This is a genomic window from Allokutzneria multivorans (assembly GCF_039537405.1).
Taxonomy (GTDB): Bacteria; Actinomycetota; Actinomycetes; order Mycobacteriales; family Pseudonocardiaceae; genus Allokutzneria; species Allokutzneria multivorans.
Genome location: NZ_BAABAL010000019.1, coordinates 183,414 through 208,428, shown reverse-complemented (window position 1 = coordinate 208,428; position 25,015 = coordinate 183,414). Strand labels below are relative to the sequence as shown.

The window sequence follows — 25,015 nt, the reverse complement described above, 5'->3', positions numbered from 1 at the left end:
GCAGGGTTGATCGGAGCGTGGGGCCTCGCTGGGCGTCGCGGCAAGAGACGTTGGTAGGGCGAACCGGACGGAACGCCCTACCTGTCCCGAAGATCAGCCGCAGCTGCCCCCGACGACGCGGGGAACGCAGTCGGCGTAGGTCAGCATGAGGTCGACCGCCTTGTCGTTGCGACTCGTCTCGCGGTCGATCACCTCATCGGGCGGGTAGAAGCCGTACTGCCCGCCGAACATCTCGAAGGTGTAGCTCCAGATCCTGTGCTGGCCCCACATCCAGTCCCGCACACCGCCGTCGGTGATGTAGAGGTCGCTGGCCTGCTGGGGCTTGTAGCGGTTGCTGGTGGCCATCTGCGTGCCGAGCTCCTTGAAGGCGCGCAGGTGCTCGGAGTTCAGGTCGGGCGTGGTGTCGTCCTTGGTGTAGCCGTAGGGCCACATCACCAGCTCGCCGTAGGTGTGGAAGTCGATGTGCGTGGTGATCTGCTGCCTGCCACCGACCACCCGCGAGTTCACGAAGTCGCTGACCACCTTGGTCTCCGGCGCGGAGAACGGGTTCGCGCCCCGGTAGGTCTCACTGCCCGGTGAGGACGAGGAACCGCCGCAGCAGCCCCACTTGTGGCCCCAGTTGCGGTTCAGGTCGGTGCCGATCCGGGTGCTGCCCGCGTTCGGCTGCCGGTTGAGCCGCCAGCTCTTGTAGGTACCGGTTGCCACGTCGTACTCGATGCCGTCCGGGTTCACCATCGGCAGCACCCAGATCTCCCTGCTGTCCATGAACTTCTTGACAGCCGGGTCGGTGGCGTAGCCGGAGGTGAAGCGCTGCACGACGCGGCGCAGGCACATCTCCGCTGACAGGTGCTCGCGCGCGTGCTGGTTGCAGGTGAAGATCGTTTCCGGCTCGTTCTCGTCCGTGCCGACGTTGTTGCTGAGCTTCATCAGCCAGACGTCACGGCCCTCGTGGCTCTTCCCGACGCTGGAGAGCTTGGCCAGGTTGGGGAAGTCGCGCTCGGTCTTGCGCAGCGCCTCGGTCAGCTCGGTGTAGTTGTGGTAGCCCGCGTCGGCGGGCGGGAAGTCCCTCGCGACGACGTCCGGGCCGCTGCGCTCGGCGAGCTGGCGCGCGCGGTCACCCACCGCAGTGAGTTTGAAACCCTTGTCGCGCAACGCCTTCGCTTCGCCGGGCAGGGCGGAGACGGTCATCTCGGCGTGGTCGACGCCGAGCACGTCCGCGCCGGAGGAGACGACCTCCGTGCGCGCGTCGGTGCCCGAGACGCCGTCGACGGTGTAGACCGTCTCCGCCTCGGGCATGTTCGCCAGGCCGTAGGTCGGCACGATCACGGCGAGGCAGGCGCCGACCGCGACGGCTCTGAGGCCGAGTCGGGTGGCCATAGGGTCCTCCAGGTGCGTTCACAGGGGCGGGGGTGCTCCCACCCGCGCTGGTGGGAGCACCCCTGGAAGAACATGAAGACCTAGCAGGTCTTACCGATCACTCTGGGCACGCAGTCGGCATATTCCAAGAGCAGATCGACTGCTTTGTCGTTGCGCGTGGTCTCGCGCTGGATCACGGAGTCCCTGGGGTAGAAGCCGCCGCCCCAGAAGTCCTTCGGGTACATCTCGAAGGTGTAGCTCCAGATCTTGTGCACACCCCACATCCAGTCGTTGATGCCACCGTCGGTGATGTAGAGGTCACTGCTCTGCTGCGGGGTGTAGCCGTTGGTCTGGGCCATCTGGCGGCCCAGCGTGGAGAAGGTCCGCGCCTGGTCGGCGTCCAGCCCCGGAGCCGTGTCGGCCGTGGTGTAGCCGAAGGGCCACAACACCAGCTCCGAGTAGGTGTGCCAGTCGATGTGCGCGGTGATCTGCTGCTTGCCGCCCACCACGCGCGAGTTCACGAAGTCGCGCACGCGCTGGGTCTCCGGCGCGGAGAACGGCGACGGGCCGCGGTAGGTCTCACTGCCCGTGCTGCCCGAGGAACCACCGCAGCAGCCCCACTTGAAGTCCCAGTTGCGGTTGAGGTCGGTGCCCGCGCCCTGGCGGTTCTTGCGCCAGCTGCGGAACTGGCCGCTGGCGATGTCGTACTCCGAGCCGTCCGGGTTGACGTTGGGCACCAGCCAGATCTCCCGCGAGTCGACGTAGCGCTTCACCGCCGGGTCGCTGGCGTAGGTGGAGGTCAGGCGCTGCGCGATGCGCAGGCACATCTCGATCGTCAGGTGCTCGCGCGCGTGCTGCCCGCAGGTGAACAGCACCTCCGGCTCGTTCTCGTCGGTGCCGACGTTGTCGCTGATCTTGATGACGTTGAGGTCGCGGCCCTCGTGGCTCTTGCCGATGCTGGAGAGCTTGGCCAGCGCCGGGAAGTTCGCGACCGTCTTGTTCAGCTCCGCGTTCAGCTCGGCCAGGTTGTGGTAGCCCGCGTAGCCGGACGGGAAGTCGCGGACCCCGGGGCCCTCGTCGAGCTTGGGCAGCTGCGAGTGCAGGTCGACCTGGAAGCCCTTGGCGCGCAGGGCCGCGATCTCGGCAGGGGTGCCGATCACGGTCATCGCGGCGCCGTCGAAGCCGAGGACGTCGATCCCCGTGTTCGCCACCGCCGTGCGCTGTTCGACCGTCGCCGTGCCGCGCACCTGGTACACCGCACGGTCTTCGGTCTGGTTGTTCTGGTCTTGCAGGGCCGCCGCCGCGGGGGTCGCCGTGGCGGTAGCGGGGATCGAGGCGACCAGCGCCGCGCAGGCGCCGAGAGCCACCGCGAGCAGGGCCCGCTTGGTCCTTGTCAACATCGTGCCTCCGAACGTTGACGGAGTGTGATCAGTGCAGCGTGGCCCAGCTCACGGAGCGTCGACAAGACATAACTTCGGAGGCATGGAGGGGTGCTCTGGGCTGTAACCCGTTCGTGTGGCCAGGTTGACGTAGCGCACACCGAACTCGGTTCTGCTCCGAGTGGGCTACCGCCTACCCTGGGACCAGCACAAACTTTCCGTCCCCTTCCGAGAGACCGAGGACTGCTCCTCCATGCTGAGCCGCATCGACCTCCGTGGTCGCGTTCCGTCCGCCGCCGAGCTGCGCGCATCCCTTCCGCGCGCCGAGGTCGACGTGGACGCCGTGCTGCATCAGGTCCGGCCAGTGGTGGACGCGGTCCGCGAACGCGGTGTCGAGGCCGTGCTGGAGTTCGCCGAGCGCTTCGACAAGGTCCGCCCCGCGCGCGTGCGCGTGCCCGAGGCCGAGCTGAAGCGCGCCCTGGACGAGCTGGACCCGGCAGTGCGCGAGGCGCTGGAGACCTCCATCGCCCGCGCCCGCGTGGTGCACGCCGACCAGCGCCGCACCGACACCACCACCCGCGTCGTGCCTGGTGGCACCGTCACCGAGCGCTGGGTGCCTGTCGCCCGCGTCGGTCTCTACGCGCCCGGCGGCCTCGCGGTCTACCCGTCCTCCGTGGTGATGAACGTGGTGCCCGCACAGGTGGCGGGCGTTGAGTCGCTCGTCGTGTGCTCGCCGCCGCAGGCCGCGTTCGACGGGCTGCCGCACCCGACCGTGCTCGCCGCGTGCGCGCTGCTCGACGTCACCGAGGTGTGGGCGGTCGGCGGCGCGCAGGCTGTCGCGCTGCTGGCCTACGGCGGCGTGGACACCGACGGCGGAGCTCTGGAGCCGGTGGACACGGTCACCGGGCCGGGCAACATCTACCTGACCGCCGCCAAGCGACTGTTGCGCGGGCTGATCGGTATCGACTCCGAGGCGGGTCCGACCGAGATCGCGATCCTGGCCGACCACACCGCCGATCCGGTGCACGTGGCCGCCGACCTGATCAGCCAGGCCGAGCACGACCCGCAGGCCGCCAGCGTGCTGGTGACGACCTCCGAGGAGCTGGCCGACGCCGTCGACGCGCAGCTGCTCGCCCAGGTCGCCGCGACCAAGCACTCCGAGCGCGTGCGGACGGCGTTGGGCGGCAGGCAGTCCGGCTGCATGCTGGTGTCCACTGTGGACGAAGGGCTGCGGGTCGTCGACACCTACGCCGCCGAGCACCTGGAGATCCAGACGGTGAACGCCGCCGAGGTGGCCGCGCGCGTCCGCTCCGCCGGGGCGATCTTCGTCGGCCCGTACTCGCCGGTCTCGCTCGGCGACTACTGCGCCGGCTCGAACCACGTGCTGCCCACCGGCGGCTGCGCGCGGCACTCCTCCGGGCTGAGTGTGCAGACCTTCCTGCGCGGCGTCCACGTCGTCGAGTACACCCGCGAGGCGCTGGCGGAGGTGGCTTCCCAGGTGGTGGCCCTGGCTAACGCCGAGGACCTGCCCGCGCACGGCCAGGCGGTCACCGCGCGCTTCGGTGGTGGCGCATGAACGCCGACGTACTTTTCTCCGCGGAGGCGTCATGACACTGCCCTTGGGTTCCGATTTTTCTCTCGACGGGCTGCCGCTGCGCGAGGACCTGCGCGGGCGCTCGCCGTACGGGGCACCGCAGCTGGACGTCGCGGTTCGGCTCAACACCAACGAAAACCCGTACCCGCCGCCTCCGGCCCTCGTCGCCGACGTGGCCGCGGCGACGCGCGATGCGGCTGAGCGGCTGCACCGCTACCCCGACCGGGACGCCGTCGAGCTGCGCACCGCGCTGGCGGAGTACCTGACGCGCGCGACCGGCGTCGCGCTCGCCACGGAGAACCTGTGGGCCGCCAACGGTTCCAACGAGATCCTGCAACAGGTCCTCCAGGCGTTCGGCGGTCCGGGCCGCGTCGCGGTCGGCTTCGAGCCGTCGTACTCGATGCACCCGATCATCGCGGCGGGCACGCGCACCGAGTGGCTGTCCGCGCCGCGCCGCGCTGACTTCTCGCTCGACGCCGACGCGGCAGTCGCTCTGATCACTGAGCGGCAGCCCGACGTCGTTTTCCTGACCAGTCCCAACAATCCGACCGGCCAGTCGATCCCCGCCGAGGACCTGCGCAGGCTCGTCGCGGCGGCTCCGGGCATGGTCGTGGTGGACGAGGCGTACGCGGAGTTCTCCGCGCAGCCCAGTGCTGTCTCGCTGATCGGCGAGTGCGGCGGCAGGCTGATCGTCTCGCGCACCATGAGCAAGGCGTTCGCGTTCGCCGGTGGTCGGCTCGGCTACCTCGCCGCCGCGCCCGCCGTGGTCGACGCGCTCCAGCTCGTGCGGCTGCCGTACCACCTGTCCGCGCTGACACAGGCCGCCGCCCTGGCTTCGCTGCGGCACGCGGACGCCACGCTCGGCTCGGTCGCGCTGTTGGCCGCCGAACGCGACCGCGTCGTGGAGGCCTTGGGCGGCATGGGTTTCGCCGTGGTGCCGAGCGACGCGAACTTCGTCCTTTTTGGACAGTTCGAGGACGCGGCGGCTGTCTGGAAGTCCTATTTGGACCGTGGAGTGCTGATCAGGGACATCGGCATCGCGGGCCACCTGCGGGTGACCATCGGGGTCCCCGACGAGAACGACGCCTTCCTGGCCGCGAGCAAGGAAGTGGCAACGGAGGTGCAGCGGTGAACCGGATCGCCAAGATCGAGCGCACGACCAAGGAGTCCTCGATCCACGTCGAGCTCGACCTCGACGGCGCCGGCAAGGTCGACATCAGCACCGGCGTGCCGTTCTTCGACCACATGCTGACCGCGCTCGGCGCGCACGCGTCCTTCGACCTCGTCGTGCGAGCCACCGGTGACGTGGAGATCGACGCGCACCACACCGTCGAGGACACCGCGATCGTGCTCGGCCAAGCCCTGCGCGAGGCCATCGGCGACGCGTCCGGCATCCGCCGCTTCGGTGACGCGTGGATTCCGATGGACGAGACCCTGGCCCACGCCGCCGTGGACGTCTCCGGGCGGCCGTACTGCGTGCACGTTGGCGAGCCCGACCTCATGGCTGGCTACACCATCGGCAACAACTACCCGGCCGTGCTCAACCGGCACGTGTTCGAGTCGCTGGCTTTCCACGCGCGCATCGCCCTGCACGTGCGCGTGGTCCACGGTCGGGACCCGCACCACATCACCGAGGCCCAGTTCAAGGCCATCGCGCGAGCGTTGCGCGCGGCCGTCGAGCTCGACCCCAGGGTCACCGGAATCCCGTCCACCAAGGGCGTTCTCTGACCTGCGCGAAATCGATTGGATTCCAGCTGCCGGGATCGTTCCGCGATTCACGTGTCACTGAATCGTATGAGGCTTCACATTTCGCGAACCTACGCTGCGGGCGATTTCTGTCCCGTTGATGAGGTTGTGGAGAGTCATGCGATTACGAACAGTGCTCGGTTCCGTTGTGGCGGTGCTCGTGGCCGTGGGTGCGATGCTGGCAGGCGTCGCGCCTGCCTCGGCCAACGCGGATGATTGCAGCTACAAGCTGTGCATGTGGGAGGACGACTGGTATTCGGACTCCCTCTACGCGAAGTCGGCGGCGGTGTCCGGCTGTCAGGAAATCGCAGGCTGGAACGGTGACAACGAGATCAGCTCGCTCAGCAACAACACCGGGCACTCTGTCCGGCTCTACGCCGACGACAATTGTCAGGGCAGGAGCCTGTTGCTGAACCCGGGGTGGTACCCCGAACTCAGCAGGCTCGGCTTCAACAACGACACGGAGAGCTACAGGTTCGAAGGGAGATGACCTTCTGCGGCCACGAAGGTCACCGGTGTCCCGGCCGCGCGGAGTCGTGCTCTAACCTGCGCGCATGGATTACGTGTACATCGCCCTGCTCGCCCTCGCTGGCTTCCTCATCGGTGGCGCGTACACGCTGTGGAAGTCGATGAAGCTCATCGCGATCCTGTTGCTCTTCGGCGCCGTCCTCGCGGGCGCGGGCGCCGTGGCGTGGTGGATCTCCACCACCTGACCCGGCCCGGCGACTACGCCCGCCGCGTCAGGTAGCGCGGCGGGACGGTTGAGGTCAGCCAGACGCCGTTCGCGCTGCGGTGGAAGGTGTGGCCGTCGGCGGACATCGCGGCCGCGTCGATCACCAAGATCGTGGCGGAGCCCCGGCGGCTGCCGACGCGGTGCGCGGTCTCGACGTCCGCCGACAGGTGCACGGCGTGGCGCTTCATCGGCCGCAGTCCCTCGCTGAGGATCGCGGGCAGGAATCGTTCGACTGTGCCGTGATAGAGGGTTGCGGGCGGGACGGCTGCCTCAAGGCCGAGGTCGACGGCGACGCTGTGCCCTTGGCTGGCGCGGATCAGTTCGCCGGTCTCGTCGAAGGCGAAGCGCCGTTTGTCGTTGCCCGCCACCACTGTTTCCAGTTCCGCGCGCGTGATGCGCAGTGCGGCGATGAGGTCCGCGACCGCCACCCAGCCCGCCGCGTCCAGGGTGATCCCGATCTCCTCGGGGGCGTGGCGGAGGTGGCGGGACATCCGCTTCGACACGCTCACGAGTCGTGCTTCGTTCATGGCACCAGTCCAGCACCCCGCGCAAGTTCTTAGAGCCCGCCCCGCCCGCGAAGCATCCGCTCCGGGGTCTGGGTGTCTTCAAGACCCACAAACCCCGGCGCTCTGTCAGGGTTTGTTGTCGTTGAAGACCTCGAAGGCCGGGGTTTGTTGGTCTTGAAGACTGGCGAACCCGGCGACTTGTCCTGGGATAAAGTGCCGAACGTTGGCGAACACTTCAACGGCGCCGCATCGAGCTACCTGGTAGGTGTGAGGTGACGGTTTCTCGCGCGACTCAGTCTCGGCCGCCCTCGGCGGCGGGCTTGAGCTTGTGCGCGCCGGGGCCGTACTGGGCCTGCTCGTCGTTCTCGTTGTAGAGCCCGCACACCTTGAGCGACAGGCAGCCGCACCCGATGCACGACGCCAGCCGTTCGCGCAGGCGGTGCAGCGCGTCGATGCGGATCTCCAGCTCCTTGTCCCAGGCCTTGGACAAGCGGGCCCAGTCGGCCTTGGTCGGGGTGCGGTTGTCCGGCAGGGTGGCGAGCGCGTCGCGCACGTCCTCCAGGGTGAGCCCGACGCGTTGGGCGGAGCGGATGAAGGCGAGCCTGCGCAGCACGGAGCGCGCGTAGCGGCGCTGGTTGCCGGCGGTGCGCTCGGAGACGATCAGGCCCTTGTCCTCGTAGAAGCGCAACGAGGTGTGCGGGACCCCGCTGCGCGAGGCCACGTCGCCGATCGTCAGCCAGGTGAGCGATTCCGCCATGGGACGGGACCCTACTGCTTGACCTCTAGCTAAGTCGAGGTTGCACCGTGGTCCCATGACACAGGGGATCTTGAAGAGGGGCTGGTCCGAACTGCCGGACCTCTTCCGGCGCATGTCCGGGGACGAGAAGCACGAGTGGGCGGCGACCTCCACGCTGCCCGCGCTGTGGACGCTCTACGACCGTGTCCTCAACGTCTCGCCGGAGCGGGTCGAGGACCCGGACCGAGACCGTTTCCTGCTCTCCAAGGGGCACGGGCCGATGGCCTACTACGCGGTGCTCGCCGCGAAGGGCTTCCTCGATCCGTCCACATTGGACGATTGGACCGACTACGGCTCGCCGCTCGGCCAGCACCCGGACCGGGTCCTGGTGCCGGGCGTGGAGATCGGCGCGGGTTCGCTCGGCCACGGGCTGGCGCTCGGCGTCGGCCAGGTCCTCGGGCTGCGCGCACAGGGCCGCACCGCGCCGAGGGTGTTCGTGCTGGTCGGTGACGGCGAGTTCGACGAGGGCAGCAACCACGAGGCGATCGCGCTCGCGGGACGGCTCGGCCTCGACCAGCTGACCGTGGTGGCCATCGACAACGGCTCCGCGAGCCACGGCTGGCCCGGCGGCATGGCGAGCCGGTTCTCCGTCGAGGGCTGGGACACCGTCTCCGTCGACGGCCGCGACCAGGAAGCGCTCTACCGCGCGTTCACCGAGGCTCACCCCGGCCGCCCGCGCGCCGTGGTCGCCGTGATCAGGGAAGAAGGTGCGGAGTGACCGCCGCCGATTTCGCCGGGACCAAGACCGCGTTGGCACTGGCTTCCAGTGACGTCACGATGCGCGAGGCTTTCGTTGAGACCGTCACCGCCGCCATGGACACCGATCCGCGCATCGCCGTTGTGACAGCGGACATCTCGGCGGGCAACTTCGCCGAAGCGCGCTCGCGGCACCCGGAGCGCGTGGTCAACGTGGGCATCCGCGAGCAGGCCATGATCGGCGTCGCGGGCGGGATGGCGCTGACCGGGCTGAGGCCGGTGGCGCACAGCTACGCGCCGTTCCTGATCGAGCGGCCCTTCGAGCAGATCAAGCTCGACCTCGGGCACCAAGACGTCGGTGCGGTCCTCGTCAGCATCGGCGCGTCCTACGACGACCCGGTGTGGGGGCGCACCCACCAGGCTCCCGGCGACGTCGCGCTGATCGACACGCTGCCCGGCTGGACGATTCACGTTCCTGGCCACCAGGACGAGGTCCGCGCGCTGCTGTCCACCGCGCTCGCCGGTGATGACCGCGTCTACCTCCGCCTGTCCACCCGGCGCAACTCGCGCGCGCATTCTGTTGAGGGCTTCACCGCCGTTCGCACGGGGAGCAAGGGCGTCGTCGTCGCGGTCGGTCCGATGCTGGACAGCGTGCTCGCCGCAACGTCCACTGTGGACGTCACCGTGCTCTACGCCGCGACCGTGCGGCCCTTCGACCACGCTGGGCTGCGCGCGGCGGTGGGTTCGAACGCGAACGTCGTTCTGGTGGAGCCGTATCTTCGGGGCACTTCGGCGCACAAGGTCGCGACCGCGCTGGCCGACGTCCCGCACCGGCTGCTCGCGCTCGGTGTGGGCCGCGAGGAGGAGGTCCGCGCCTACGGAACCGCTGAGCAGCACGACGTCGTCCACGGCCTCGACACTGCCGGGCTCCACCACTCCATCACCCACTTCCTGGGCTGAGCGAACGGCCCCATTGGTGCGTTGAGCGCACTGAACGACCCGTTCAGTGCGTTCAAGTACCTCAACGGGTCGTTTGGTGCATACGGCGGGGGTGGCGGGGGTCACGGGGAGGGGTAACGGGTTCGCGGGTGGGCGGGGGTGACGACTAGCCTGAGAGGGTGTCCCGCGTCGTCGTGCTCGACTATGGCTCCGGCAACCTCCGCTCCGCCGAACGCGCTCTGCGCCGCGTCGGTGCCGACGTCGAGGTGACCGCGGACCATCGCGCGGCGCTCGCGGCCGACGGTCTGGTGGTCCCCGGGGTCGGCGCGTTCGGTGCGTGCATGGCGGGGCTGCGCTCCGTGCAGGGGCCGCGCATCATCGGCGAGCGGCTCGCGGGCGGACGCCCGGTTCTCGGGATCTGCGTGGGGATGCAGGCGCTGTTCGAGCGCGGCGTCGAGCACGGCGTCACCGACGAGGGCTGCGGCGAGTGGCCGGGCACCGTCGAGCGCCTGCACGCGGACGTCCTGCCGCACATGGGGTGGAACACCGTCCGCGCTCCGTCGGGCAGCCAGTTCTTCGCGGGGCTCGACGATGACGCCCGCTTCTACTTCGTGCACTCCTACGGCGTGCGCAAGTGGGAGCTGGACGCCTCCGGCGCCTTCACGCCGCCGCTGGTCACCTGGGCCCACCACGGCGAGGACTTCGTCGCGGCCGTGGAGAACGGGCCGCTGTGGGCGACGCAGTTCCACCCGGAGAAGTCCGGCGACACCGGCGCGCACATCCTGCGCAACTGGCTGAACACGCTCTAGCAGAAGGTATTCCCGTGACTTTCACGCTGTTCCCGGCCGTCGACGTGGTCGAGGGCAAGGCCGTCCGGCTCACCCAGGGCGAGGCGGGCACCGAGACCGCTTACGGCACCCCGTTCGACGCGGCCATGGCCTGGCAGGACGGCGGCGCCGAGTGGATCCACCTCGTCGACCTGGACGCGGCGTTCGGGCGCGGGGACAACCGCGCGCTGCTCGCCGACATGGTCGCGAAGCTGGACGTGAAGGTGGAGCTGTCGGGCGGTATCCGCGACGACGCTTCGCTGGCCGCCGCGCTGGCCACGGGCTGCGCGCGGGTGAACCTCGGCACCGCCGCGCTGGAGAGCCCCGAGTGGTGCGCGAAAGTCCTTGCCGCGCACGGGGAACAGGTCGCCGTCGGCCTCGATGTCCGGAGCACCGAGGACGGCGTTTACCGGCTCAAGGGCCGGGGTTGGACCTCCGACGGCGGCGACCTGTGGGAGGTGCTGGAGCGCCTGGAGCGGGACGGCTGCTCCCGTTACGTCGTCACCGACGTGTCCAAGGACGGCACGCTCCAGGGGCCGAACGTGGACCTGCTGCGCGAGATCTGCGGCCGCACGGACAAGCCGGTGATCGCATCCGGCGGAGTGTCCAGTGTGGACGACCTGCGGGCGCTGGCCGAGCTGGCCCCGCTCGGGCTCGAAGGGGCCATCGTCGGCAAGGCGCTCTACGCCAAGGCTTTCACGCTGCCCGAGGCCCTGGCCGCGGTCGCGGGCTAGCCCGCCAGCCTGGCCTCGACCTTCTCGCGGGAGACGCCGAGGCCGGTGACGACCTGTGCGCCCGTCCCGGCCTCCTCGCGCAGCAGCGCCAGCAGGATGTGCTCGGTGCCGATGTGCTTGCTGTTGTGCCGCAAGGACTCCCGCAGCGTCAGCTGGATGACCTTCTTGGCGCTGCCGGTGAACGGGATGTGCTCGGGGACCTCCGGCAGCGCCGGGGTGAGCACCTGGGTCACCGCCGCGCGGACGACCTGCTCGCTCGCGCCCTCGGCGGCCAAGGCCTGTGCCGCCAAGCCTTCCGGCGCGTGCAGCAGGCCGAGCAGGATGTGCTCGGTGCCGATCTCGGTGTTGCCCGCGGCGCGCGCTTCTTCCTGTGCCTGGACCAAGACCTTGCGGGCGTCGTCGGTGTAGCGGGTGAAGCTCTCCATCGTCATCTTGTCCATCTCCTTGCTGGGCACGAAGCGCTTCTGCGCGGCCTGCTTGGTCACTCCCATGCTCTGGCCGATCTCCGTCCAGGAGGCGCCACCGCGGCGCGCCTGGTCCACGAAGTGGCCGATCAGGTGGTCCGCGACCTCGCCGAGGCGCTCGCCGGTGAGCACGGCCGCGCTGAGGTGCTCCAGCGGCGAGCCGTCCGGGTACTGGGTCTTCACGTAGGTGATCAGGTCGTCGAGCCGAACTGGTGTCGATGTCATGCGTCAACCCTAAGTTGACGACCCTCCGACGTCAACCCCGAGTTGACGAAGTCGCCTCGTCGCGCCCTCACTACAGCCCCCACCCACCCGGGGGCACCCCTCGGCAATCGTGGCTCGGAATGCCGGAAAGGCCAGCTCAGGGATGCTCTAACGGGTGACTGGGTGGAATTTGTATCACCGGCCGCCGCGCCGGCACTCCGGAGCACCGCGTGCTGAAGCCCGTGCTGCGAATGGGCGAGCCGACGACGCCGGTAACGGTGCCGCGGACGGTTGGGGTGTCTTCAAGACCCACAAACCCCCTTGTCGATCATCGCTAACCGCCTCAAACCCGGCTGCCCCGCGAGGTTTGTGGTCGTTGAAGACGGCCGGGGCCGAGGTTTGTGGGTCTTGAAGACCGGCGAACCCGGTGCGCGAGCCACGGCCTGGCGCCGTCGCCGGAACATCTCGCTGAGACGACCTCGCTGGCGTCGCAGCCGCAGAGTGCCGGGCCCAAGGGCTGTCACTGGAGCGCACAGGTTCGCGTTTTGGCAACAACTTGTGCGCGGGAGCGCTCCCTGATCGCATCGTGTTGCCAAAACGCGAAGGGGCCACGCCAAAACGCGAAGGGGGACGGGGGCTCCCGTAGGCTTCGGGGGTGACGGTTGCTGTGCGAGTGATCCCCTGTCTGGACGTCGACAACGGGCGCGTGGTGAAGGGCGTCAACTTCACCAACCTGGTCGACGCGGGCGATCCCGTTGAGCTGGCGCGGACCTACGACGCCGAGGGCGCGGACGAGCTGACCTTCTTGGACATCACGGCTTCCTCGGGGAGCCGCGAGACCACCTACGACGTGGTGCGCCGCACGGCGGAGCAGGTGTTCATCCCGCTCACCGTCGGCGGCGGCGTGCGTGAGGTCGACGACGTCGACAAGCTGCTGCGCGCGGGCGCGGACAAGGTCAGTCTGAACACGGCGGCCATCGCGCGACCGGAGCTGCTGCGCGAGGCGTCGGTGCGTTTCGGCGCGCAGTGCATCGTGCTCTCGGTGGACGCGCGTCGGGTGCCGGAAGGGGGCCAACCCACGAAGTCCGGGTTCGAGGTCACCACGCACGGAGGCAGGCGCGGCACCGGGATATGCGCGGTGGAATGGGCCACGCGCGGCCAAGAACTCGGTGTCGGCGAGATCCTGTTGAACTCCATGGACGCCGACGGCACGAAGGCCGGGTTCGACCTGGAGCTGCTCGGGCTCGTGCGCGCTGCCGTGACCGTTCCGCTGATCGCGAGCGGGGGAGCGGGTGCGGTCGAGCACTTCCCGCCCGCAGTGGAAGCGGGGGCGAACGCGGTCCTCGCGGCCAGCGTGTTCCACTTCGGACAGTTGCGGATCGGCGAGGTCAAGGACGGCCTGCGCGAGGCCGGGGTGACGGTCAGGTGAAGCGCCCCGTCGAACTGTGGGCGACGCTGGCCTGTCTGGTCGGCGCCGAGCTGGTCTTCCTCGTCGCCGGACTCGTGCGCTGGGCCGCCGAAGGCGGAGCGGACCTGATCGTGCTTCCGTTGGTGCTGCTGGCGCTTTCCCTCGTCGCGGCGGGCAGCATCATGGCCCGCATCGGCATCGCCAGGGCGGGCGCGATCGCCATCGCGATCTTCGCGGGGTTGCTGCACCTGTTGGTGGTGCTCGGAGACGGCCCCGTCATCGCTCGCGTGATCTCGGGAATCGTTGGCGCGGCACAGATCTACGCCGTCGTGCTGCTCAGCACCGGCCCGATGCGGAAGTTCCTGGAGCGACGGTGACCAAGCTCGACCCGAAGATCGCCGAGCGGCTGAAGCGCAACGCGGACGGCCTTTTCTGCGCTGTGGCACAACAACGCGGCACCGGCGAGGTGCTGATGGTGGCGTGGATGGACGACGAGGCGCTGCACCGCACGCTGACCACACGCCGCGCCACCTACTACTCGCGCAGCCGTCAGCAGTACTGGGTGAAGGGCGAGACCTCCGGGCACACGCAGCAGGTGCACGAGGTGCGCCTGGACTGCGACGGAGACACGGTGCTGCTCGTGGTGGACCAGGAAGGCGCGGCCTGCCACACCGGGACGCGGACCTGCTTCGACACCGACGTGCTGCTCACAGCCCAAGATCCCCGGTGAGGTAGCGCTGGAGGTTCGGCCCGACCGACGTGGCGAGCGTGTCGTGGTCGGCCGAGGCCAGCGGCTCCAACTTGATCACGTAGCGGACCATGCCGAGCCCGGCGATCTGCGTGCCGCACAGCGACGCGCGCAGGTCGGGGCGGTCGGGCCCGACCCGCTTCGCGATCGGGCCGAAGACCATGGTGGATATGAACTCGCGCAGCATCCGCGCGGCGTTCTCGTTGCTGGAGGCGCTGCGCATCAGCGCGACGAACGCTCCGCCGCCCGCGCCGTCCCAGACGCCGAGGAACGTGCGCACGATGCGCTCGCCCATCTCCTCCAACGGGCCGGTCAGCAGCATCTCGCTGATCTGCTTGGGGTCCACCGGCAGCTCCATCGCGGCGGCGAACAAGCCCTCCTTGCCGCCGAACCAGTGGTTGACCATCGCCGCGTCCACCCCGGCCTCGGTGGCCATGGCGCGCACGGTCGCCCCGGCGAAGCCGTTCTCGGCGAAGGAACGGCGCGCGGCCTCCAGCAGCGCGCGGCGGGTGTCCTCGCCCGCGGGCCGCCGTCCCCGTCTGCGCGGTGCGTTATCTTGCGTCTCGGTGCTCACGTCCACCGTCCTGCCCCATCGGGCCTTTATTCAACAGCTGCGGAAATAATGGGCCGTGGTCACGGGCCCCGTCAACGACCGGGCACAATGTCCCCCATGGTCAGTGTGCTCGCGCCCGGCAGGACGGCGATGGGGGAGATCAGCCCCACCCGCGAGGAGTTCCGCGAACTCGCCAGGGACCGCCGCGTCATCCCGGTGGTCCGGCGACTGCTCGCCGACGGCGAGACCCCGGTCGGGGTCTACCGCAAGCTCGGCGCCGCCCGGCCCGGGACCTTCCTCTTCGAGTCCGCCGAGAACGGCCGCTCCTGGTCGCGCTGGTCCTTCGTGGGCGCGCACAGCCCGGCCGCGCTGACCGTGGTGGACGGCCACGCCACCTGGACCGGCACCCCGCCGGTGGGCCTGCCGCAGGACGGCGACCCGCTGGTGGCGCTGCGCGAGACCATGCGGCTGCTGCACACCGACGCGCTGCCCGGCATGCCCCCGCTGACCGGCGGCATGGTCGGCTACCTCGGCTACGACGTGGTGCGCAGGCTGGAGGCGCTGCCCGAGCTGGCCGAGAAGGACCTGGAGATCCCCGAGCTGGTGATGCTGCTGGCGATGGACCTCGCCGCGATGGACCACCACGAGGGCACGATCACGCTCATCGCGAACGCGATCAACTGGGACGACACCGACGAGCGCGTCGACGCCGCCTACGACGAGGCCGTCGCGCGCCTGGAGGACATGACCGCGCGGCTGTGCACCTCGGCGGCGCCCAGCGCGGCGGTGTTCTCCCGCCCGGAGCCGCGCTTCACCCGGCGCCGCAGCACCGCCGACTACACCGCGGCCGTGGAGAAGGCCAAGGAGGCCATCCACGCGGGCGAGGCGTTCCAGGTCGTGGTCTCGCAGCGCTTCGAGCTGGAGACCGGCGCCGACCCGCTGGACATCTACCGGGTCCTGCGCACCACCAACCCCAGCCCGTACATGTACCTGCTCAACCTCGACGGCTTCGCGATCGTCGGCTCCAGCCCGGAGGCGCTGGTCACCGTCCGCGACGGCAAGGCGACCACGCACCCCATCGCCGGGACGCGCTGGCGCGGAGCTGACGAGGAGGAGGACGCGCTGCTGGCCAAGGACCTCCTGCACGACGAGAAGGAGCGCGCCGAGCACCTGATGCTGGTCGACCTGGCCCGCAACGACCTCGGCCGCGTCTGCAAGCCGGGCTCGGTCACCGTCGTGGAGTTCTTCCGCATCGAGCGCTACAGCCACGTCATGCACATCGTCTCCACCGTGACCGGGCAGCTCGCCGACGACCGCACCGCCTACGACGCGGTCGCGGCCTGCTTCCCGGCAGGCACCCTCTCCGGGGCGCCGAAGCCGCGCGCGATGGAGCTGATCGAGGAGCTGGAGCCGACCCGGCGCGGCCTCTACGGCGGCGTCGTCGGCTACCTGGACTTCGCGGGCGACGCCGACACCGCGATCGCCATCCGCACCGCGCTCGTGCGCGAGGGCGTTGCCTACGTCCAGGCGGGCGCGGGCATCGTCGCCGACTCCGACCCGATCTCCGAGGACCAGGAGTGCCTCAACAAGGCCCGCGCCGTGCTCTCGGCGATCGCCACCGCCGACACGATGGCGTTGGCCGTGGACGGTGTCAGCGGTGGATGAGCCCGTTGGCGGGCAAGCCGTCCGGCCCGCCCGCAGTCTCATGTGGACGGTCGTGCTGCTGTTGCTCGCCGCGGCCGGACTGCTCTGGGGCTCCTCCACGATCGCGTGGTTCGACGCCTCCGGCGCGGCGGCCCTGGCGGCGAAGCCGCCGACCGGGGCCGACCAGGTGCCCGCGCTGATCCCGCTGGCGCTGCTCTGCCTCGCCGGGATCGCGGGGGTCCTGGCGACCGGCGGAGCGCTGCGCCGAGTCGTCGGCGCGCTGCTGCTCCTGCTGGCCGCCGGTGCCACCACTTTGTGGTTCACCGGCGCTCTGACCAGCGCTGACGTCGCGCTCGGGGCGTCGAGGGGTGCGGGCCCGGTGCTCGGCCTGAGCGGGCTCGGGCTGCTGTTCGCGGCCGGTCTGGCCGTGCTGCTGGGCGGTGGCCGGATGCCCGCGCTCGGTGCTCGCTACGACACCGGGAGTAACGCCAGGGCCTCCGATCCCGACCGGGAGGTGTGGGAGGCGTTGGACTCGGGGAGTGATCCCACGGTCACCGCCCGGAAAGACCCTTGACAGCCAGGACGGATTCGGTGACCCCAGACCGGAAGCGGCACCGCCTGAGAGTTAGCATCCATGAACGCCTCACGGCCACCGTGATGGGGACGGTCGCTATCGGGTGCGGCAGCAACGAACCGATTCGAGCGCCGGGACGAGCCAGCAACGGCCGGGCCGGACGAACGGATCATGCGGAGGAGTGCGCGTGAACGTCCTGGAGTCGATTCTCGAAGGCGTCCGCGCCGACCTGGCCGCCCGCGAAGCGCAGACACCGCTGGCGGAGATCAAGGAACTCGCCGCGCGGGCCGCAGCTCCCAGGGACGTGATGGCCGCGATGCGCGCCCCCGGCGTCGGCGTGATCGCCGAGGTCAAGCGCCGCAGCCCGTCCAAGGGCGAGCTGGCGGGCATCACCGATCCGGCAGAACTGGCGCGCGACTACGAGGCCGGTGGCGCGCGGGTGATCAGCGTGCTCACCGAGGAGCGCCGCTTCGGCGGTTCGCTCGCCGACCTCGACGCGGTCCGCGCCGCGGTCGACGTTCCCTTGCTGCGCAAGGACTTCATGGTCAGCCCGTACCAGATCCACGAGGCGCGGGCGCACGGCGCGGACATGATCCTGCTGATCGTGGCGGCGCTGGAGCAGAACGTGCTGGAGGCGCTGCTGGACCGCGCCGAATCGCTCGGCATGACCGCGCTGGTCGAGGTGCACACCGCCGAGGAGGCCGACCGCGCGCTGGAGGCGGGCGCCCAGGTGATCGGCGTGAACGCGCGCGACCTGACCACGCTGGAGGTGGACCGCGACTGCTTCGGCCGGATCGCGCCCGGTCTGCCCAGCGAAGTGATCAAGATCGCCGAGTCCGGTGTGCGCGGCCCCAGCGACCTGATGACCTACGCGGGTTACGGTGCGGACGCGGTCCTGGTCGGTGAGGGCCTGGTGACCAGCGGGAACCCGCGCGGCGCGGTGACGCAGCTGGTCACGGCGGGTTCGCACCCCGCATGCCCGCGCCCGAGCCGCTGAGCAGTCTGAAAAGAGAGAGCTTGATGACGCACGACGAGGACAGGGACAAGCACGGCCCCGACGAGCGCGGGCACTTCGGCCCCTACGGCGGGCGGTTCATGCCCGAGGCGCTGATGGCGGCGATCGACGAGCTGTCCACGTTCTACGACAAGGCCCGGGTCGACCCGGAGTTCGTCACCGAGTTCGAGCGGCTGCTGCGCGAGTACGCCAACCGCCCGTCGCTGCTGACGGAGGCCCCGAAGTTCGCCGAGCACGCGGGTGGCGCGCGGATCTTCCTCAAGCGCGAGGACCTCAACCACACCGGATCCCACAAGATCAACAACGTGCTGGGCCAGGCGCTGCTGACCAAGCGGATGGGCAAGAAGCGCGTCATCGCCGAGACCGGCGCAGGCCAGCACGGCGTCGCGACCGCCACCGCGTGCGCGCTGCTCGACCTCGACTGCGTCGTCTACATGGGCGAGGTCGACACCGAGCGGCAGGCGCTCAACGTGGCGCGGATGAAGCTGCTCGGCGCCGAGGTCATCCCGGTCAAGACCGGCTCGCGCACGCTCAAGGACGCGATCAACGAGGCGCTGCGCGACTGGGTCGCCAACGTCGACGACACGCACTACCTGCTCGGCACCGCCGCGGGCCCGCACCCGTTCCCGATGATGGTGCGCAACTTCCACAAGATCATCGGCGAAGAGGCTCGCGCGCAGATGCTCGACCAGGTCGGCCGCCTGCCCGACGTGGTCGCCGCGTGCGTCGGCGGTGGCTCCAACGCGATCGGCATCTTCCACGGCTTCCTCGACGACGCCGATGTGCGGCTGGTCGGCCTGGAGCCCGCGGGCAAGGGCGTGGACACCGACGAGCACGGCGCGACCCTGACCCAGGGCGAGCCCGGCGTGCTGCACGGCGCGTTCTCGTACCTGCTCCAGGACTCCGACGGGCAGATCACCGAGGCGTACTCGATCTCGGCCGGTCTGGACTACCCCGGCGTCGGGCCCGAGCACTCCTACCTCAAGGACATCGGCCGCGCCGAGTACCGCGCCGTGACCGACGACGAGGCGATGCAGGCGCTGCGGCTGCTCTCGCGCACCGAGGGCATCATCCCGGCGATCGAGTCCTCGCACGCGCTCGCCGGAGCGTTGGAGCTCGGCAAGGAACTCGGTCCCGACGGCGTGATCCTCGTGTGCCTGTCCGGCCGCGGTGACAAGGACATGGACACCGCCGCCCAGTACTTCAACCTCGTGGGGGAGAACGCCTGATGTCCTCGCTGACGCAGATGTTCGCCGACTGCCGCGCGGCCGACCGCGCCGCCCTGATCGGCTACCTGCCCGCGGGCTTCCCGACCGTCGAGGGCTCCAAGCAGCACCTCGCCGCGATGCTGGACTCCGGCTGCGACCTCGTCGAGGTCGGCCTGCCGTTCTCCGACCCCGTGATGGACGGCCCGACCATCCAGGACGCCGCGGAAACCGCGCTGCGCAACGGTTTCCGCGTGCACGACCTGTTCTCCGTCGTGGAGTCGATCTCCGCATCCGGTGGCCGTGCGGTCGTCATGACCTACTGGAACCCGGTGCTGCGCTACGGCGTCGACGCCTTCGCCCGCGACCTCGCCGCGGCGGGCGGGCTCGGGCTCATCACCCCCGACCTCATCCCGGAGCAGGCCGAGGACTGGATGGCCGCCTCCACCGAGCACGGCCTCGACCGGATCTTCCTCGTCGCGCCGTCCTCCACCGAGGAGCGGATCTCGCTGACCGCCTCCGCCAGCAGTGGATTCCTCTACGCCGCCTCCATCATGGGCGTCACCGGCGCCCGCGACGCCGTCAGCAGCCAGGCCCCGGAGCTCGTCGAGCGCACCCGCGCGCACACCGACCTGCCCATCGGCGTCGGCCTCGGCGTCCGCTCCGGCCCCCAGGCAGCCGAGGTCGCCGCGTTCGCCGACGGCGTGATCGTGGGCTCCGCCTTCGTCAACGCCGTCCCCTCCGGCGAGGCCGCCGTCCGCGCTCTCGCCTCCGAGCTCTCCTCCGCCACCCACCGCACCCCCGTCTCCGCCTGACGTCCCCGTTCCGTACTCCTGGCGCTCTTTTCCCGCTAGGAGTACGAAACGGATTTGTGGGCGGTGGACCTCGACTCTGCGGTCCTCGTTGTGGCGGTATCAGTGTTGCTGGCGTTTCCTTGTTGCCCCTGGCGCAAAGTGCCCTTCGATCGGGCGAACCGTGCCGCTCGACTCCGAAAACGGCCGGAGACTGTCGGTGCCGTGTGGACAGTTGGTCTCATGCAAACGACGACGTTCACACGAGATTCGCGGTCCCGGTTGTTCCCCGAGCGTGGCACTCTGGAAGGACCGGCGGAGGAGGTGGTGGCCATGAGCGCGGTGGGATTCGCCCCGTACGGGGTGCTCGACGGTCCGGCTCTGCTGGAGGCACTGATGGTGGAGAAGGCCGTCCAGCCGATCGCCTCGGCGGAGGACCTGGCCTGTGACGGGTTCTTCGAAACGGACGAGGAACTGGCCGAGTTCTTGGGCTGGTACGTCGACGAACGCGCGAAAGACGTCGCCTGAACCGTGAACCCGATCATTCTCGACACCGACGTGGCGTCACTGTCCTTCAAGCGGAAGTTGCCGATGCCCGTGGCGGCCCGGCTCGCCGGGTGCCGTCCGGCGATCACCTTCGTCACGCTCGGCGAGCTGACGAAGTGGCACCACGTCAGGCAGTGGGGACCGGCGCGCCGGGACGCGCTGGAGCGCTGGCTGACCCGGATGGTCGTGCTGCCGGGAACTCCGAAGGTCGCGCGGAAGTGGGGTGAGATCACCGCGTGCGCGAAGGTGCGCGGGCGTCCGCGCCCGGCGAACGACACGTGGATCGCGGCCTGCTGCCTCGCCTACGAGGCGCCCCTCGCGACGCTGAACGTGAAGGACTTCGCCGACTTCGCCGATCACGAGGGCTTGCGGCTGCTCCTGTGACGGCGCGACCGGCGGGGTGGAACGGAGTGGCTGACGAGCAGCGGCTACGGTGAGCGGCGTGACTGGAACGGTGTCCGCGATCCTGGCAACGATCCCCAGCCCTGACCGGGGGGTCTGGTACATCGGCCCGATCCCGCTGCGCGCCTACGCGCTCTGCATCATCGCGGGCATCGTGGTGGCGATCGCGTGGGGTGAGCGGCGCTTCGTCGCCAGGGGCGGGGAGAAGGGCGCGGTCACCGACATCGCGGTCTTCGCGGTTCCGTTCGGCCTGGTCGGCGGTCGGCTCTACCACGTGGCCACGGACTGGCCGCAGTACTTCGGCCCCGGCGGCAACCCGATCGACGCGCTGAAGATCTGGCAGGGCGGCCTCGGCATCTGGGGGGCCATCGCGCTGGGCGCGGTCGGAGCCCTCATCGCTTGTCGCAGGCGCGGTATCCCGCTGCCGGTCTTCGCGGACGCGGTCGCGCCGGGCATCGTGGTGGCGCAGGCCATCGGCCGCCTCGGCAACTGGTTCAACCAGGAGCTCTACGGCGGTCCGACGGACCTGCCGTGGGGCCTGGAGATCTACCGCAGGATCGACCCGGTCACGAACCTGGAGGACCCGCTCGGCGGCGTGGCCATGGACCACACGCCGATCGCGGTGGTGCACCCGACGTTCCTCTACGAACTGCTCTGGAACCTCGGCGTCGCCGCGCTGATCGTCTGGGCGGACCGGCGCTTCCGCCTCGGCCACGGCCGGGTGTTCGCGCTCTACGTGGCGGGCTACACGGCCGGCCGGTTCTGGATCGAGATCATGCGCGAGGACCACGCGACGCTGATCGCGGGCATCCGGATCAACGTGTTCACCTCGGTGCTGCTCTTCCTCGGCGCGGTGATCTACCTGGTGCTGGCCAAGAAGCGCGGTGAGCGCGAGGACCTCGCGGCGCTGCGGGCGGCCGAGCCGGAACCGGAACCCGACGCCGAACCCGCGGAGGACAAGGCCGAGGAAAAGCCGGTCGAGTCGGCGACGGCGGACCCGACGAAGACGGACAAGACCTAACATCGGTCCTCATGCGCATCCTCGTCGTCGAGGACGACGACCGAGTGGCACGCGGGCTGGTCACCGCGTTGCAGCACGCCGGCTACGACGTGCACCGGGTGGCGACCGCGGCGGCAGCGCTGCAAGCGGGCCACGCGGACGTCGTGCTGCTCGACCTGGGCCTGCCCGACGCTGACGGGCTCGACCTGCTGCGCAGGCTGCGGCAGACCGAGGGCATGGCGATCATCGCGGTCACCGCGCGCGGCGAGGAGCGCGAACGCGTTCTCGGCCTGCGCAGCGGCGCTGACGACTACGTGGTCAAGCCCTTCGGCACCGCCGAGCTGCTCGCCAGGGTCGAGGCCGTGCTCCGGCGCACCCGCTCCGCGCGGGCCAGCGCCGAGACCGAGGCCGAGACGATCGAGGCGGGCAAGCTCAGCGTCGACCTCTCCTCGCGAGTGGCCACTGTGGACGGTGAGCAGATCCTGTTGACCCGCAAGGAGTTCGACGTGCTCGCGCTGCTGGTGGCGCGACCGGGCAGCGTGGTCAGCCGTGACCACATCCTCGACCAGGTGTGGCACACCAGCTGGGAGGCGCGCTCGCGCAGCCTGGACACCCACATCGCCACGCTGCGCGGCAAGCTCGGTGAGCACGTTCGCATCGAAACAGTGCGCGGCGTCGGCTACCGCCTGGCCAGGTAGCCGTGCTGCGCAGGCTGCTCGGCGTGCTGGTGCCGCTGCTGGTCGTGCTCGCCGCGGCCATGGGCGTCCCGCTGGCGATGGCCGTCGCCGAGGGCGAGACGCAGCGGATGTACCTGGACCGCCTCGCCGACGCCAGCCGCTTCGCCTCCCTCGCCGACAACGCGCTCTCCTCCGGACGCACCGCCGCGTTGCGCGACGAGATCGTCCGCTACGACGCCCTGTACAGCAGCCCGATCGCGCTCGTCGCGCCCGGCGGGCGGATCATCTTGGCCTCGCGGGAGAACTTCGACCTCACCGTCCCCACCGTGTCCGAGCAGCTGGAGCTGGCCTTCGCGGGCTACCGCCCCGAACCGCCGGAGGTCGTGTGGCCGTGGCGCGACGCCCCGCTGGTCGTCGTCGAGCCCGTGGGTCGGGACAGCGAGGTCGTGGCCTCCGTGGTGACCGTGTCGTCGACGGCATCGCTGCGCGCGCGGATCGAGCAGATCTGGTGGCTGCTGGTGCTCGTGGGCCTGGTGCCGTTGCTGGCGCTGGTCGCGGTGGCTTGGCCGATCTCGCGGTGGGTGCTGCGGCCGATCCACCAGCTCGACGAGGCGACCGCGCGCGTGGCCAGCGGCAAGCTCGACACCCGGGCCGATGTGGACGGACCGCCGGAGCTGCGTCGGCTCGCGGTGTCCTTCAACAGCATGGTCGACGTGGTCGGGCGGGCGCTGCGGCGTCAGCGCGCGTTCGTCGCCGACGCTTCGCACCAGCTGCGCAACCCGTTGGCCAGCTTGCGCTTGGCCGTGGAGAACCTCCAGCCGCACTTGGACTCCGAGGCCGCCCGGCAGGCGCATGAGATTGCCGTCGAGGAGGCTGCGGAGATGGGCCGCGTCCTGGACGCGCTGCTCGCGGCGACCCGCCTGGACAGCGCTGCGGCGGCCGAGCCCGTGGAGCTGGACAGCTTGGTCGCCACGCACGAGCCCGCGTGGGCCGCGTCAGCGCTGCGCGCGGAGATCGAACTGCACGTGGACATCCCTGCCGGGCTCCGCGTCCTGGAGCCGCCCGGTGGGCTCGGCAGCGTGCTGGACGAACTGGTGGGCAACGCCGTCCGGCTCTCCGGCGGCAGCGAGATCATCGTGCGCGCGGAACGGGTCGGCGACGTGGTCGAGCTGCACGTGATCGACGACGGCACCGGCCTGCCGGAGGCCGAGCGCGTCGCCGCGCTGGACCGCTTCTGGCGCTCGCCGCGACACCAGAACATCGCGGGCACCGGCCTCGGCCTGGCGATCTGCGCCGAACTCGTCACCGCTGCCGGCGGCGACCTCGAACTCCTCTCCCCCGGCCCCCACGGCCTCGACGCCGTAGTCCGCCTCCCCGCCGCCGAGCTAACGCGCTGAATGACTCATTGAGGTACTTGAGCGCCCTCAATGACTCATTCAGCTACCTCAACTCCCTGAATGAGTCATTCAGGGCTTAAGCGGCGGCGGCGTGGGTCAGCGTTTGAGTGCGCGGAACCAGCGGGCGGCGCCGGAGTGCAGGGGGATGGGGCCGGTGGAGATGCCGGTGCGGATGTTGATGCGGCGCGCTTCGGGGCGGTCGGCGGCGATGGTGGGGGCTTCGAGGAAAACGGTGCGGGTCACGGTCTCCACGACGTCCTCGGGCACGTCTTCCCTGGCCAGCAGCAGGTTCGGCGTGACGACGGTCGGGCACGGCGGGAGCGCGCCGTAGGTGGTGGCGGGGATGGTGGCGGGCAGGTAGTAGCCGGTGGGCAGCCCGGCGAGGGCCTGGGCCTGAGCGGTCAGGGGCACCAGGCGGATGCGGGTGTGCTGTTCGAGGTCGGTGATGGCGGGAGTCGGGATGCCGGTGAGCGTGAAGAACGCGTCGAGCGAGCCCCTGGCCAACGCGGCGGCTGACTCCTGCTGGTTGAGCAGCACGGGGGTGAACGACATGCCGGTGACGCGGCGCAGGTTGGCCACGATGAACTCGGTCCCGGAGCCGCGCGCGCCGATGGACACGCGCTTGCCGTCGAGGTCCTCGAAGCCGCGGATGGGCCCGGCGGCGGGCACGACGAGGTGCAGGAAGCTGTCGTAGAGCCTGCCGACGGCGCTGATGCCGTGTATCGAGGTGTTCGGGTGCTCGGAGATCGCGTCCAAAGAGGACAGTGCGAGCTGTGCGGTCCCGCTGTTGAGCAGGTGCAGGTTCTGCACGGACGCGCTGCTGGGCAGGGCCCTGACGGCGATGTCGGGCAGCGCTTTGGCGAGCAGGGTGGCGATGGCCCCGCCGATCTTCTGGAACACCGCGCCGTCCGGGCCGGTCGCCAGGACGAGCTCGCGGATGCCGGGGTCCCGGCGCGGCGAACAACCCGCCGAACAGGCCGCGAGCAGGCCCGCTCCGGCCGCGACGATCAGCGTGCGGCGGCTCAGCGGACGGGGCAGCATGAGGCGCAGGCTAGTACCTCTTGAACGTGAAAGCGGTGTC

At 70.1% G+C, this 25,015-nt stretch carries 29 protein-coding genes; 22 read left to right on the top strand and 7 right to left on the bottom strand.

The window, feature by feature from the left end:
* Positions 1-93 precede the first annotated feature (93 nt).
* Complete coding sequence (locus ABD798_RS28830; RefSeq protein ID WP_344881525.1) at positions 94-1,377, bottom strand: M14 family metallopeptidase; 1,284 nt, start codon at positions 1,375-1,377, stop codon at positions 94-96.
* An 80-nt stretch (positions 1,378-1,457) separates the two neighbouring features.
* Positions 1,458-2,756, bottom strand: coding sequence for a M14 family metallopeptidase (locus tag ABD798_RS28825; protein ID WP_344881522.1), 1,299 nt, complete (start codon positions 2,754-2,756; stop codon positions 1,458-1,460).
* Between the two features lie 232 nt (positions 2,757-2,988).
* On the opposite strand from ABD798_RS28825, the gene hisD reads away from it, so the two are divergent.
* From hisD to ABD798_RS28800, 5 genes are all read left to right on the top strand, one after another.
* Positions 2,989-4,311 (top strand): histidinol dehydrogenase, encoded by a 1,323-nt coding sequence (gene hisD / locus ABD798_RS28820; protein ID WP_344881519.1) that lies wholly within the window; start codon positions 2,989-2,991, stop codon positions 4,309-4,311.
* A 31-nt stretch (positions 4,312-4,342) separates the two neighbouring features.
* Positions 4,343-5,461, top strand: a complete 1,119-nt coding sequence (locus tag ABD798_RS28815) for a histidinol-phosphate transaminase (protein ID WP_425549284.1) — start codon at positions 4,343-4,345, stop codon at positions 5,459-5,461.
* Entirely contained in the window at positions 5,458-6,057 is a 600-nt protein-coding gene (gene hisB / locus ABD798_RS28810) for an imidazoleglycerol-phosphate dehydratase HisB (protein WP_344881516.1), read from the top strand. The genes ABD798_RS28815 and hisB overlap by 4 nt, the downstream gene beginning before the upstream one ends.
* A 136-nt stretch (positions 6,058-6,193) precedes the next feature.
* Complete coding sequence (locus ABD798_RS28805; RefSeq protein WP_344881513.1) at positions 6,194-6,565, top strand: peptidase inhibitor family I36 protein; 372 nt, start codon at positions 6,194-6,196, stop codon at positions 6,563-6,565.
* Between the two features lie 64 nt (positions 6,566-6,629).
* On the top strand, positions 6,630-6,788 hold the full coding sequence (locus tag ABD798_RS28800; RefSeq protein WP_344881510.1) for a hypothetical protein: 159 nt from the start codon (positions 6,630-6,632) through the stop codon (positions 6,786-6,788).
* Positions 6,789-6,801: 13 nt separating this feature from the next.
* Here the strand turns inward: ABD798_RS28800 and ABD798_RS28795 are convergent, their stop codons facing one another.
* Positions 6,802-7,335 carry an RNA 2'-phosphotransferase gene (locus tag ABD798_RS28795; protein WP_344881507.1) on the bottom strand — a complete coding sequence of 178 codons (534 nt, stop codon included), beginning with the start codon at positions 7,333-7,335 and terminating at the stop codon, positions 6,802-6,804.
* A gap of 271 nt (positions 7,336-7,606) precedes the next feature.
* Positions 7,607-8,071 carry a redox-sensitive transcriptional activator SoxR gene (gene soxR, locus ABD798_RS28790; RefSeq protein WP_344881504.1) on the bottom strand — a complete coding sequence of 155 codons (465 nt, stop codon included), beginning with the start codon at positions 8,069-8,071 and terminating at the stop codon, positions 7,607-7,609.
* A 55-nt stretch (positions 8,072-8,126) separates the two neighbouring features.
* Between soxR and ABD798_RS28785 the strand changes: the two genes are divergently transcribed.
* The 4 genes from ABD798_RS28785 to priA all read left to right on the top strand — a co-directional run bounded on the left by ABD798_RS28785 (position 8,127) and on the right by priA (position 11,306).
* Positions 8,127-8,828, top strand: coding sequence for a transketolase (locus tag ABD798_RS28785; protein ID WP_344881501.1), 702 nt, complete (start codon positions 8,127-8,129; stop codon positions 8,826-8,828).
* Between the two features lie 59 nt (positions 8,829-8,887).
* Complete coding sequence (locus ABD798_RS28780; RefSeq protein WP_344883615.1) at positions 8,888-9,766, top strand: transketolase family protein; 879 nt, start codon at positions 8,888-8,890, stop codon at positions 9,764-9,766.
* A 158-nt stretch (positions 9,767-9,924) separates the two neighbouring features.
* Positions 9,925-10,554: an imidazole glycerol phosphate synthase subunit HisH gene (gene hisH, locus ABD798_RS28775; protein WP_344881498.1), complete on the top strand. Its 630-nt coding sequence runs from the start codon at positions 9,925-9,927 to the stop codon at positions 10,552-10,554.
* Between the two features lie 14 nt (positions 10,555-10,568).
* Positions 10,569-11,306: a bifunctional 1-(5-phosphoribosyl)-5-((5-phosphoribosylamino)methylideneamino)imidazole-4-carboxamide isomerase/phosphoribosylanthranilate isomerase PriA gene (priA, locus tag ABD798_RS28770; protein ID WP_344881495.1), complete on the top strand. Its 738-nt coding sequence runs from the start codon at positions 10,569-10,571 to the stop codon at positions 11,304-11,306.
* On the opposite strand, the gene ABD798_RS28765 is transcribed toward priA, so the two are convergent.
* Positions 11,303-11,995: a Clp protease N-terminal domain-containing protein gene (locus ABD798_RS28765; RefSeq protein WP_344881492.1), complete on the bottom strand. Its 693-nt coding sequence runs from the start codon at positions 11,993-11,995 to the stop codon at positions 11,303-11,305. The genes priA and ABD798_RS28765 overlap by 4 nt on opposite strands.
* Positions 11,996-12,629: 634 nt before the next feature.
* On the opposite strand from ABD798_RS28765, the gene hisF reads away from it, so the two are divergent.
* Genes hisF through hisI form a run of 3 tightly spaced genes read left to right on the top strand, consistent with a single transcriptional unit; the run spans position 12,630 to position 14,112 of the window.
* Positions 12,630-13,403 carry an imidazole glycerol phosphate synthase subunit HisF gene (gene hisF, locus ABD798_RS28760; RefSeq protein WP_344881489.1) on the top strand — a complete coding sequence of 258 codons (774 nt, stop codon included), beginning with the start codon at positions 12,630-12,632 and terminating at the stop codon, positions 13,401-13,403.
* Positions 13,400-13,759 (top strand): hypothetical protein, encoded by a 360-nt coding sequence (locus tag ABD798_RS28755; protein ID WP_344881486.1) that lies wholly within the window; start codon positions 13,400-13,402, stop codon positions 13,757-13,759. Before hisF ends, ABD798_RS28755 begins: the two co-directional genes overlap by 4 nt.
* Positions 13,756-14,112 carry a phosphoribosyl-AMP cyclohydrolase gene (hisI, locus tag ABD798_RS28750; RefSeq protein ID WP_344881483.1) on the top strand — a complete coding sequence of 119 codons (357 nt, stop codon included), beginning with the start codon at positions 13,756-13,758 and terminating at the stop codon, positions 14,110-14,112. The genes ABD798_RS28755 and hisI overlap by 4 nt, the downstream gene beginning before the upstream one ends.
* Here the strand turns inward: hisI and ABD798_RS28745 are convergent.
* Positions 14,090-14,704, bottom strand: coding sequence for a TetR/AcrR family transcriptional regulator (locus ABD798_RS28745; RefSeq protein ID WP_344881481.1), 615 nt, complete (start codon positions 14,702-14,704; stop codon positions 14,090-14,092). The two genes, hisI and ABD798_RS28745, sit on opposite strands and share 23 nt — an antisense overlap.
* Positions 14,705-14,800: 96 nt before the next feature.
* Here ABD798_RS28745 and ABD798_RS28740 point away from each other — a divergent pair, with 96 nt between their 5' ends.
* The 10 genes from ABD798_RS28740 to ABD798_RS28695 all read left to right on the top strand — a co-directional run bounded on the left by ABD798_RS28740 (position 14,801) and on the right by ABD798_RS28695 (position 23,934).
* Entirely contained in the window at positions 14,801-16,348 is a 1,548-nt protein-coding gene (locus tag ABD798_RS28740; RefSeq protein WP_344881478.1) for an anthranilate synthase component I, read from the top strand.
* On the top strand, positions 16,341-16,901 hold the full coding sequence (locus ABD798_RS28735) for a Trp biosynthesis-associated membrane protein (RefSeq protein ID WP_344881476.1): 561 nt from the start codon (positions 16,341-16,343) through the stop codon (positions 16,899-16,901). Before ABD798_RS28740 ends, ABD798_RS28735 begins: the two co-directional genes overlap by 8 nt.
* A 187-nt stretch (positions 16,902-17,088) precedes the next feature.
* Positions 17,089-17,898 (top strand): indole-3-glycerol phosphate synthase TrpC, encoded by an 810-nt coding sequence (gene trpC, locus ABD798_RS28730; protein WP_344881473.1) that lies wholly within the window; start codon positions 17,089-17,091, stop codon positions 17,896-17,898.
* A gap of 23 nt (positions 17,899-17,921) precedes the next feature.
* Positions 17,922-19,145, top strand: coding sequence for a tryptophan synthase subunit beta (trpB, locus tag ABD798_RS28725; protein ID WP_344881470.1), 1,224 nt, complete (start codon positions 17,922-17,924; stop codon positions 19,143-19,145).
* Positions 19,145-19,936, top strand: a complete 792-nt coding sequence (gene trpA, locus ABD798_RS28720; protein ID WP_344881468.1) for a tryptophan synthase subunit alpha — start codon at positions 19,145-19,147, stop codon at positions 19,934-19,936. The genes trpB and trpA overlap by 1 nt, the downstream gene beginning before the upstream one ends.
* 309 nt (positions 19,937-20,245) lie before the next feature.
* On the top strand, positions 20,246-20,440 hold the full coding sequence (locus tag ABD798_RS28715; protein ID WP_344881466.1) for a hypothetical protein: 195 nt from the start codon (positions 20,246-20,248) through the stop codon (positions 20,438-20,440).
* A gap of 3 nt (positions 20,441-20,443) precedes the next feature.
* Complete coding sequence (locus ABD798_RS28710; RefSeq protein WP_344881463.1) at positions 20,444-20,842, top strand: type II toxin-antitoxin system VapC family toxin; 399 nt, start codon at positions 20,444-20,446, stop codon at positions 20,840-20,842.
* 58 nt (positions 20,843-20,900) lie between these two features.
* Positions 20,901-21,881 carry a prolipoprotein diacylglyceryl transferase gene (gene lgt / locus ABD798_RS28705; RefSeq protein WP_344881459.1) on the top strand — a complete coding sequence of 327 codons (981 nt, stop codon included), beginning with the start codon at positions 20,901-20,903 and terminating at the stop codon, positions 21,879-21,881.
* Between the two features lie 11 nt (positions 21,882-21,892).
* On the top strand, positions 21,893-22,558 hold the full coding sequence (locus tag ABD798_RS28700; RefSeq protein ID WP_086827280.1) for a response regulator transcription factor: 666 nt from the start codon (positions 21,893-21,895) through the stop codon (positions 22,556-22,558).
* 2 nt (positions 22,559-22,560) lie between these two features.
* Positions 22,561-23,934, top strand: a complete 1,374-nt coding sequence (locus ABD798_RS28695; protein WP_344881455.1) for a sensor histidine kinase — start codon at positions 22,561-22,563, stop codon at positions 23,932-23,934.
* 96 nt (positions 23,935-24,030) lie between these two features.
* Here ABD798_RS28695 and ABD798_RS28690 read toward each other — a convergent pair whose 3' ends face one another.
* Entirely contained in the window at positions 24,031-24,975 is a 945-nt protein-coding gene (locus ABD798_RS28690; RefSeq protein ID WP_344881452.1) for a TAXI family TRAP transporter solute-binding subunit, read from the bottom strand.
* Positions 24,976-25,015: the final 40 nt, after the last annotated feature.

Coding starts and splice junctions, on each gene's coding strand:
- soxR (WP_344881504.1), bottom strand. CDS start 8,071: ATGGCGGAATCGCTCACCTGGCTGACGATCGGCGACGTGGCCTCGCGC.
- hisD (WP_344881519.1), top strand. CDS start 2,989: ATGCTGAGCCGCATCGACCTCCGTGGTCGCGTTCCGTCCGCCGCCGAG.
- ABD798_RS28805 (WP_344881513.1), top strand. CDS start 6,194: ATGCGATTACGAACAGTGCTCGGTTCCGTTGTGGCGGTGCTCGTGGCC.
- ABD798_RS28815 (WP_425549284.1), top strand. CDS start 4,343: ATGACACTGCCCTTGGGTTCCGATTTTTCTCTCGACGGGCTGCCGCTG.
- ABD798_RS28795 (WP_344881507.1), bottom strand. CDS start 7,335: ATGAACGAAGCACGACTCGTGAGCGTGTCGAAGCGGATGTCCCGCCAC.
- ABD798_RS28830 (WP_344881525.1), bottom strand. CDS start 1,377: ATGGCCACCCGACTCGGCCTCAGAGCCGTCGCGGTCGGCGCCTGCCTC.
- ABD798_RS28800 (WP_344881510.1), top strand. CDS start 6,630: ATGGATTACGTGTACATCGCCCTGCTCGCCCTCGCTGGCTTCCTCATC.
- ABD798_RS28690 (WP_344881452.1), bottom strand. CDS start 24,975: ATGCTGCCCCGTCCGCTGAGCCGCCGCACGCTGATCGTCGCGGCCGGA.
- ABD798_RS28785 (WP_344881501.1), top strand. CDS start 8,127: ATGACACAGGGGATCTTGAAGAGGGGCTGGTCCGAACTGCCGGACCTC.
- ABD798_RS28700 (WP_086827280.1), top strand. CDS start 21,893: ATGCGCATCCTCGTCGTCGAGGACGACGACCGAGTGGCACGCGGGCTG.
- ABD798_RS28765 (WP_344881492.1), bottom strand. CDS start 11,995: ATGACATCGACACCAGTTCGGCTCGACGACCTGATCACCTACGTGAAG.
- ABD798_RS28715 (WP_344881466.1), top strand. CDS start 20,246: ATGAGCGCGGTGGGATTCGCCCCGTACGGGGTGCTCGACGGTCCGGCT.
- ABD798_RS28780 (WP_344883615.1), top strand. CDS start 8,888: ATGCGCGAGGCTTTCGTTGAGACCGTCACCGCCGCCATGGACACCGAT.
- ABD798_RS28825 (WP_344881522.1), bottom strand. CDS start 2,756: ATGTTGACAAGGACCAAGCGGGCCCTGCTCGCGGTGGCTCTCGGCGCC.
- ABD798_RS28740 (WP_344881478.1), top strand. CDS start 14,801: ATGGTCAGTGTGCTCGCGCCCGGCAGGACGGCGATGGGGGAGATCAGC.
- trpB (WP_344881470.1), top strand. CDS start 17,922: ATGACGCACGACGAGGACAGGGACAAGCACGGCCCCGACGAGCGCGGG.
- trpA (WP_344881468.1), top strand. CDS start 19,145: ATGTCCTCGCTGACGCAGATGTTCGCCGACTGCCGCGCGGCCGACCGC.